The organism is Streptomyces sp. NPDC102278 (genome assembly GCF_044766345.1).
GTDB lineage: Bacteria > Actinomycetota > Actinomycetes > Streptomycetales > Streptomycetaceae > Streptomyces.
Genome location: NZ_JBIWLV010000007.1, coordinates 364,581 through 373,487 on the forward strand (window position 1 = coordinate 364,581; position 8,907 = coordinate 373,487).

The 8,907-nt window shown below is 73.3% G+C and carries 2 protein-coding genes; both read left to right on the forward strand.

Translation table 11 applies throughout. The annotated features are described in order from the left end of the window. Positions 1 to 322 precede the first annotated feature (322 nt). Positions 323 to 1,522, forward strand: a complete 1,200-nt coding sequence (locus ACIRO3_RS20100; RefSeq protein WP_404138480.1) for an SRPBCC family protein — start codon at positions 323 to 325, stop codon at positions 1,520 to 1,522. Beyond that, a partial coding sequence (locus ACIRO3_RS20105) for an amino acid adenylation domain-containing protein (RefSeq protein WP_404138483.1) occupies positions 1,519 to 8,907 on the forward strand: 7,389 nt, incomplete at its 3' end. The genes ACIRO3_RS20100 and ACIRO3_RS20105, both read left to right, overlap by 4 nt.

Genomic DNA, 8,907 nt, shown 5'->3' on the forward strand with positions numbered 1-8,907 from the left:
TCGGGCGTGCCGTTCCCGGCGCTCGCGCCGATGCGTCGCGCCACCTCACCCGGGCACCGTGCGGGTGAGTTCCTTCGAAGGCGGCGGCCGTCCGACGGCCCGGCCCCGGCCGTCCGACGGCCCGCCGCCGGGCCCTCGCAAGCCCGTCGACCGTGCCCGCCGCGCCCTGCCCGGTCGGGCCGGCCCCTTCTTCCCGATCACCGTCCGGTCACCATGCCGTCCCGCCCTTGGCGACGCCCGGTGCGGCCTTCTCGCAGGCCCCGGGCCGACGGCATCTCGGCACTGCATTCCATGCGCTTCACCCTCCGAGGGAGCCCAGCAGATGACGCGTGCGTCCAGCATGTTCGACCTCATCAGCAACCAGGACGAGGAAAGGCCCTACTTCGAAACAGGCGGCGTCGGCAGGTCGCACGAGTTCTACACCGGTGAGGAGCAGCACCGGCGGGAGATGTCGCGCATCTACGGGAGGCGCTGGCTCCCGGTGGACCACGTCTCCCGCCTCAAGGAGAAGGGCGCCTACAGCACCCTGAACATCGGCACCGGCTCCATCCTCCTCCTCCACGGGGACGACGGGATCCAGGCCTACCACAACTACTGCCGGCACCGCGGTTACAAGCTCGTGGAGGAAGCCACGGGCAAGCGGCAGAGCCTGGTCTGTCTCTACCACTGCTGGGTGTACGACCGGAACGGCAAACTGAAGAGCCTCAACGGCACGTACCTGGACCACTTCTTCGAGAAGGAGAAGAACGGTCTGCTGCCGGTGCGCACCGAGGTCCGCTTCGGTGTCGTGTTCATCGCGCTCTCCGACGACGCGCCCGATCTCGACGCCTCGCTCGGCGAGTTCGGCGAGTTCGCGAAGGTCTACGAACTCGCCGACCTGGAGTGCGTCGAGGCGAAGGACTACCCGGTCGCCTCGAACTGGAAGCTCGTCGCGCACAACGTCAACGAGAGCCTGCACTTCCCGACCGCCCACAAGGACCTGCACCGCATCACGGACTTCGACGACGCGGGCACCTACGACCTCAAGGGCGACATCGTCGGGGCGTGGCAGTCGATCCGCGGAGGCTACAACTCCGTCTCCATGACGGGGCGCAGTACCCGGACCCCCATGGGGCAGGTTCCCGAAGGGGACCGATCGAAGATCAATTGGATCACCATCCTGCCCAACCTCCTGTTCGGGTTCACGGCCGACTACGTGATGATGCAGTGGGTCTGGCCCGAGAGCCCCGGCACTTGCTTCGTCCGGCACTTCTGGCTCTTCCACCCCTCCGAGACCGCCAAGAGCGACTTCTCCCACGAGGCCGTGTTCGCCCTGTGGGACAAGGCGAACCACGAGGACTGGGAGATGTGCGAGCGGACGCACCGCGGCCTGTCGAACCCGCTGTGGACGCCCGGACAGCTCTCGCTCGACGAGGAGGTCGTCTCCCAGATCGACTCCTGGGTCGCCCGGGAGTGCTCCGGGGCTCCGGACACCGCCGCGCACGGCGAGGACGCCGCGCCGTCCGGGAAGGACGCAGAGTGAGCACCACGGCCAACTGCTACCTCATCGGCGGCACCCGGGTCCTCACCCGGTGCGCCACGCGGCTCCTCGACGCCGGCGTGCGGATCGAGGCGATCCTCAGCGACGACCCCGCCGTGACGGCGTGGGCCCACGCCCAGGACGTACCGGTACTCGACCCGCACGGCGACCTCGCACGGACCCTGTCGGCGCGGCCGTTCGACTACCTCTTCAGCACGGTCAACTTCCGGATCCTGTCCGCCGCGGTCCTCGACCTGCCGAGGATCGCCGCGATCAACTTCCACGACGGGCCGTTGCCCCGCTACTGCGGCAGTCACGTCCCCGCCTGGGCGTTGTACGAGGGCGCGGCCCGACACGCGGCCACCTGGCACCGGATGACGGAGGCCGTGGACGCCGGCGGCGTGCTGCTGGAGCGTTGGTTCCCGGTCCGCGACCACTCCACCGCCCTGTCGCTGACGTACGAGACGGCCGAGGTGGGCATCGAGCTCTTCGCCGATCTCGTCCCGCACGTGGTGGCGCGCACCCTGCCCGAACCGCTCGACACGGGCGGGCGAGAGCGGCGGTTCTACCGGCGGTCCGACCGCATGGCGTCCGGCGGCATCATCCACGCCGGCACGTCCGCCGCCGAGGCCGTACGGCTCTCCAAGGCCCTGGACTACGGCTCCTTCCCGAACCCGCTCGGGGTGCCCACCCTCGTCACGGAGCAGGGCGCGGTCTTCACCCGGCAGCTCAGGCTGATCCCGCGCGAGGACACCCGTACCGGGACCACCGTGCAGTCGGTGACCGCGTCCGCCATCACCCTGTCCGCCCCGGACGCCGACCTCGTGCTGAGCGATTGCACCGCCGTCGACGGGAGCGCCCTGAGCGGCCAGGCGGCCGCTCAGCGGCTCGGGATCACACCGGGGGCGCCGCTGCCGGCGGCCTCGGCGCAGCGGCTGGCGGACATCGCCGCCGCCCAGAAGGTGCTGCGGCCCCACGAACCGTGGTGGCGGGCCCGGCTGGAGCGGCTGCGCCCGTCCCCGCTGCCCGCCGACGACTTCTCCGCCGCCGCGGCCCACTACAGCCGCCACGAACTGGCCTTCGCCCCCGCCTCGCGGGAGGAGGCCCTCGCGGTCGTCCGCGCCTTCCTCACCGTCGTCGCCGAGCGCGCCGGCGAGCACGTCTTCGACTTCGCCTGGTCGCCCTCCGCCGCGCGGGACCTCGCGGAGCGGACCCACGGCATCGCCGCCGCACGCTTCCCCGTGCGGTTCGACGGCGACACCACCCGCTCCCTCCAGGACAAGTTGGACGAGGCCGCGGCCCACCAGGGCTACGCCGGCGACCTCGAACTCCGACTCGGCCTGGCCGGACGGCCGCTCGGCTCCGACGAGCCGAGCTTCACCCGCGTCATGGTCCTGGACCGCGGCGCGGGGGAAGAGGCGTCCTGCGAACCGCAGACCGAGATCGCCCTGCTGTGCCTGCGGGACGGCCCGCCCTCGATCTTCGTCCGCGAGACCGCGATGGACGAGGACGAGGCACTCGACTTCACCGAGCGGGTCGAGGACCTGGTCCTGACCGCCCTGCTGCACGGTGAGGAGCCGCGCCCCGCTCCCCAGGCCGAGGCACGCCCGGACGCGGGGACCGGCGAACGGCCCGCGCAGTCGTCCGCGGCGCAGCCGGAGACCCGCGACACCCTCGACGCCGACGACACCCACCACGCCCCCGCCGCGGCCGGGACGCTCCTGGACCTGTTCGCCGCCGTCGCCGCCGACCGGCCGGGAGCCGTCGCTGTCCGCAGCGGCGACCGCACGCTGGACTACGCCGGCCTGGACGCCTGGGCCGACGCCGTCGCCGCCCGCCTGCACGACGAGGGCATCGAGTCCGGGTCGGTGGTCGGCGTCCTCATGGAGCGGGACCTCGCGCTGCTCCCGGCCATGCTCGGAATCCTGCGCGCCGGCGCGGCCTTTCTGCCCCTGGACCCCGGATATCCCGTGGAGCGGCTCCAGCGGTACGTGCAGGTCTCGGGGTGCGACCTCGTCGTCACCGACGACCGTACCCACGCTCTGGGCGCGTCCCTGGGGCCCGCGCGGCGCGTACCCGCGGCGGACGGTTCGGCGCAGGCCGTGCCGCCCAAGGTCGCCGCCTCCGATCTGGCCTACCTCCTCTTCACCAGCGGCTCGACCGGCAACCCCAAGGGCGTGGAGGTCGAACACGGCGCGCTGGCCAACTTCCTCACCGGGATCGGCGAACGCCTCGCCGTGTCACCCGACGACACCGTGCTCGCCCACACCACCGTGGCCTTCGACATCTCCCTGCTGGAGCTCCTCCTCCCGCTCACGGCCGGCGCGACCGTGGTCCTGGCCTCGCGGGAAACCGCGGCGGACCCGTACCGCCTGGCCGAACTCACCGCCGACGTGAGCGTGGCCCAGGCGACCCCGAGCCTGTGGCGCCTGCTGCTCGGCACCGGCTGGACGCCGGACGAGCGGCTGACGGTCCTGTCCGGCGGCGAGTACCTTCCGCCCGCCACCGCCGAGCGCCTCCACGCACCGGCCCGTGCGCTGTGGAACCTGTACGGCCCGACCGAGGCGACGATCTGGACCTCGTGCCACCGGGTCACCTCGGTGGGCTCCTTCGTCCCCCTCGGCGAACCCCTGCCCCACACGGAACTCCACGTCCTCGACGAGAGGTTGGAACCGTGTGCGGCCGGATCGACCGGCGAGCTGTACCTCTCGGGCGCCGGACTCGCCCGCGGCTACGCCGGCCGGCCGGACCTCACGAACGACGTCTTCACCGTCCACCCCGTGACCGGTGTACGGCTCTACCGGACCGGCGACGAGGTACGCCTGCACACCGACGGCGCGATCGAGTGGCTCGGCCGCACCGACGCCCAGGTGAAGGTGCGCGGCAACCGCATTGAACCCGCCGAGATCGAGCGGGTGTTGGAGAGGTGCGACGGGGTCACGGCCGCCGTGGTCGTCGCGGCGCGGTTCGAGGGGCGCGGCGAACCGCGCCTGACCGCCTACCTGGTGGGCGAGGGTACGCCGACCAGGTCCCGGCTCGACGCGTTCGTCGGCAACGTCCTGCCCGGCTACATGGTGCCCGACACCTACGTCCACCTCGACGCCATGCCACTGACCGACAACGGCAAGGTGGCGCGTGCCCGGCTGCCGCTGCCGACGCGCGACACCATCATCCCCTCCACCGCCGGGTCCGCCGGGTCCGCCGGGACACCGACGGAGTCGGTGCAGTCGGTGGAGCCCGTCGCGGCCGGGGAGCCCGTCGCGGCCGTGAAGCCGGTGACGGCCGGGGTGACGCAGGAGGCGCTCGCGGATTCGATCGCGGGGGTGTTCGCGGCCACGCTGGACCACCCCGCCTTCGACGTGCGCGCCAACTTCTTCGACCTGGGCGGGGATTCGGTCAACGTCACGTCCGCCGCCGCCCGGCTCAGCCGTGAGTTGGGCGCCGACATCACCGCCCCGTCGATCTTCGCCTCCGGTACCCCGGTGAAGCTGGCCCGGCTGCTGGGCGCGGAGGGAGTGGTACGGCTGCTCGCCGGCCCGGAGGCCGAAGACGCCCCCGCGACCGTGCGGGAGGCGACGCGGCCCGCGCCCGTCGCGACGGAACCCGGTACGAGCGCGCAGACGGCGACCGCCCCGGCGGAACCGGCCCCCGCGGAGCCCGCGCCCGAAGTGCCCGCGCTGGAGGTGCCCGTGCCCGCGGAGCCCGTGTCCGCCGGGCCCCCGTCCGAGGTGTCCGCAGTGGAGGTGCCCGCGTCCGCGGAGGCCGCCCGGCCGGTCGCCGACGACGGCGCACTGGCCGTCATCGGGATGGCGTGCCGGTTCCCCGGAGCCGCCACACCGGACGAGTTCTGGCGGAACCTCGTCGACGGGGTGTCCAGCGTCGGACACGCCCCGGACGGCAAGCGGGGCTGGGCCCACCTGTGGTCCGAGTCCGGCGCCGGCGACGTACGGATGGGCTGGGTGGACGGCGTCGAGTACTTCGATGCCGCCCGCTTCGGACTCACCGACCGCGAGGCCCGCCGCATGGACCCCTTGCAGCGGATCCTGCTCAGCGTGACGGCCGAGGCCCTGGAGAGCAGCGGCCACGACCACACCTCGCTCGGCGCCGACACCGGCGTCTTCGTCGGCGCCATCGCGAGTGACTTCCCGGAGCTCGTGGCGCGCAGCGTCGGGCACGACGACCCCCACGTGGCGACGGGCACCGCCCCCTCCATGCTCGCCAACCGGCTGTCACACGTCTTCGACTGGTCGGGGCCGAGCTTCGCCGTCGACACGGCCTGCTCCTCCTCCCTCGTCGCCCTGCACCAGGCGGCAATGCACTTGCGGGCGGGTGAGGTGGACGCGGCGGTGGTCGGGGCCGCGAACCTGGTCCTCACGCCGGCCAAGACGCGCTCCTTCGTCCGCAACGGCATGCTGTCCCCGCAGGGGACGTGCCGCGCCTTCGACGACGGCGCCGACGGCTACGTACGAGGAGAGGGCGCCGGCGCCGTCATCCTCAAGCGGCTCGCCGACGCCGAACGCGACGGCGACCCCGTCCTGGCCGTGATCCGAGGCACCGCCGTCAACCACACCGGGGGCAGCGCCGGCTTCCTCACGGCGCCCAGCCGACCGGCTCAGGAAGCCGTACTGCGCAGGGCGCTGGCCGGGTCCGGGCGCACCGCCGCCGACATCGGCTACATCGAGGCGCACGGCACCGGCACCCAGCTCGGCGACCTCATCGAACTCGAGGCCCTGCACGCGGTCCTGGGCGGCCCGGCCGGCCGGCGGCCCGTCGCCGTGGGCTCCGTGAAGACCAACATCGGCCATCTGGAGCCCGCCGCGGGCATCGCCGGCCTCATCAAGACGATCCTGACGCTCCAGGCGGGGCACATCCCGCCGTCGCTGAACTTCAGCACCCCGAACACGTCCTTCGACTTCGCCGGCTCGCCCCTGTTCGTGGCCGACCGGCCACAGCCGTGGGGGAGCGGCCCGCGCGTCGCGGGCATCAGCAGCTTCGGTTTCGGTGGCGCGAACGCCCACGTCGTGGTCGAGGCCGGCCCCGCCACCGCGCCGGAACCCGACGAGTCCGGCCCACGGCTGCTGGTCCTCTCCGCGGGATCGGACGAGGCGCTGCGCACGCTGGCCCACCGCCTCGTGCTGATGCTGTGCTCCTCCTACTGCCCGTCCCTGGACGCACTGAGCGAGGCGAGCCGGCAGCGCCCGGCGGGGGCCCACCGGCTGGCCTGCGTGGTGGACAGCGTGGAGCAGTTGGAGGACAAGCTGCGGCTGTTCCTGGCCGGGGTCGGCGACACCCGTTCCCTGCACGTGGGTGTGGCCTCCCGGGCGGCGCGCACCCGCGACGAGTCGAACGACGAGTCCCGCGACGCATCGCACGATGAGTCCCACGACGCGTCCTTCGGCGCCGGCGCGAGCCGCCGGGGACTCGACGCGGCCGCCCGCGCGTTCGTGGAGGGCGCCGACCTGCCCGCCGGGCGGCGACGCCTGCCGGGCGTGCGCTTCCCGACCCGGCCGCACGCCGAGAAGTACCTGTGGCTGGAGCCCGCCGAGCAACCGAACGCCCCCGTGCCGAACGCCCCCGTGCCGAACGCCCCCGTGCGGGAGCCCGTGCCCGGCCGTACGAGGAACACGTGGACGGAGCATCCGGAGGCCGCCGAGCACGTGGTCCTCGGCAAGCCGACACTGCCCGGCGCCGGCTACCCCGGCAAGATCGCCGAACTGCTCGGACGTAGCCGGTTCGGTCTTCGGGACCTCACCTTCCGGGCGGCGGTCGAGACCCCCGCGACCCTCACCGCCGAGCGGGACAACGACGCCGTCGCCTTCCGCGACGGCGCCGGGGCACTGGTCGCCAACGCCGAGGTGACCGCGCCCGACCGGCCCACCCTCACCGCTCCGTCCGATACCGACGGCTTCACCCCCGTCGCGCTCGGCGCGATGTACGACGCCTTCGGGCGCGCCGGGCTCGACTACGGGGCGGGCTTCCGGACCGTGACCGCGCTCTCCGTGGCGCCCGGGGAGGCCACCGGCGTGCTGCGCGGCGCCGGGCGGGCCACCGGCGCCATGGACGCCCGGCTCCTGGACGGGGCCTTCCAGATCGCGCTCGCCGCGTGTGGTGCGCGGGGACTGTACGTTCCGTTCACCGTCGAACGGCTCACCGTCCTCGGCCGACTCCCCGACCACGCCCGGGTGTACGCCCGGCGGGACCGGGACAGCGGCCCGGACTCCGGGCTGCTGACCGCGAGCCTGGTGGTCCTCGACGGCGACGAACCCGTACTGGAAGCTCGCGGGATCACCTGGAAGCGGCTCTCCCCGGCGCCGTCGCCGGGCGGCGCGGGAGGCGACGCGCGGGGCGGCCGGCGTCCTGAACCGGCCCCGACGCGGAACCCGGCCGCGGTCTCGGCCGTGGTCTCCAACGGCCACCGTCCCGCGCCGGCCCCCGGCCGGCCGATCGGCGGCGGTCTCGACGCGACGCTGGCCCGCTGGGTGGCGGACGCCCTGGAACTGGACGTCGACACACTGGAAACGGACCGTCCGCTCCAGGAGCAGGGGCTCGACTCGATGCTCGCGGTGTCGCTGGCCCAGGACATCCGGGCCAAGTTGGGCGTGGACATCCCCGTCACACTGGTCCTGGAGGTCGGCACGGTCGACCGGCTGGCCGCCGAACTGAGGGACGAGTACGGAGTCACCTCGGCACCCGCCGACGGGAGCCTCCCGGCCGGCGGCGATGCTCCGCAGCCGACCGTCCCCGAGGAGCGCACGGATCCGGCCCCGGGCCCGGCCCCGGCCCCGGTCGCGCAGTCGGTCCAGGCCCTGGTGCCGACAGTTGACGGGCAGCCCGAGGCGCCGGTGTCGACCGACGCGGACCTGCACGACATCGCCGTCATCGGTTTCGACGGGGTGTTCCCGAACGCCGAGAACACCGACGCGCTGTGGCAGGTCCTGATGGAGGGCGTGGACTGTCTGACCGAGGTGCCGAAGTCCCGCTGGGACATCGACGCGTACTACGGCACGGACGGCGAACCCGGAACCGTCTACCTCAGGCGCGCGGGCTTCGTCCAAGGGCTGGCCGACTTCGACCCCGGGTTCTTCCGACTGTCACCCGCGGAGGCGGCATGGATCGACCCCCAGCAGCGCCATCTCGTCCAGTCCGCCTGGCGGGCCTTGGAGGACGCCGGCCTGGCAGGCCGGCCCCAGCGCTCCACCGGCGTGTTCGTGGGCGCCAGCTACCAGCACTACCGCGACACGGTCGTCGGTGACGTCGTCCAGACCGCGGCGGGCCTGGGCAACCACAACGCGATCCTGGCGAACCGGGTGAGTTACTTCCTGGATCTGCACGGGCCGAGCATGACGATCGACACGTTGTGTTCGTCCTCGCTGGTCGCTCTGCACACG

Coding starts and splice junctions, on each gene's coding strand:
- ACIRO3_RS20100 (WP_404138480.1), top strand. CDS start 323: ATGACGCGTGCGTCCAGCATGTTCGACCTCATCAGCAACCAGGACGAG.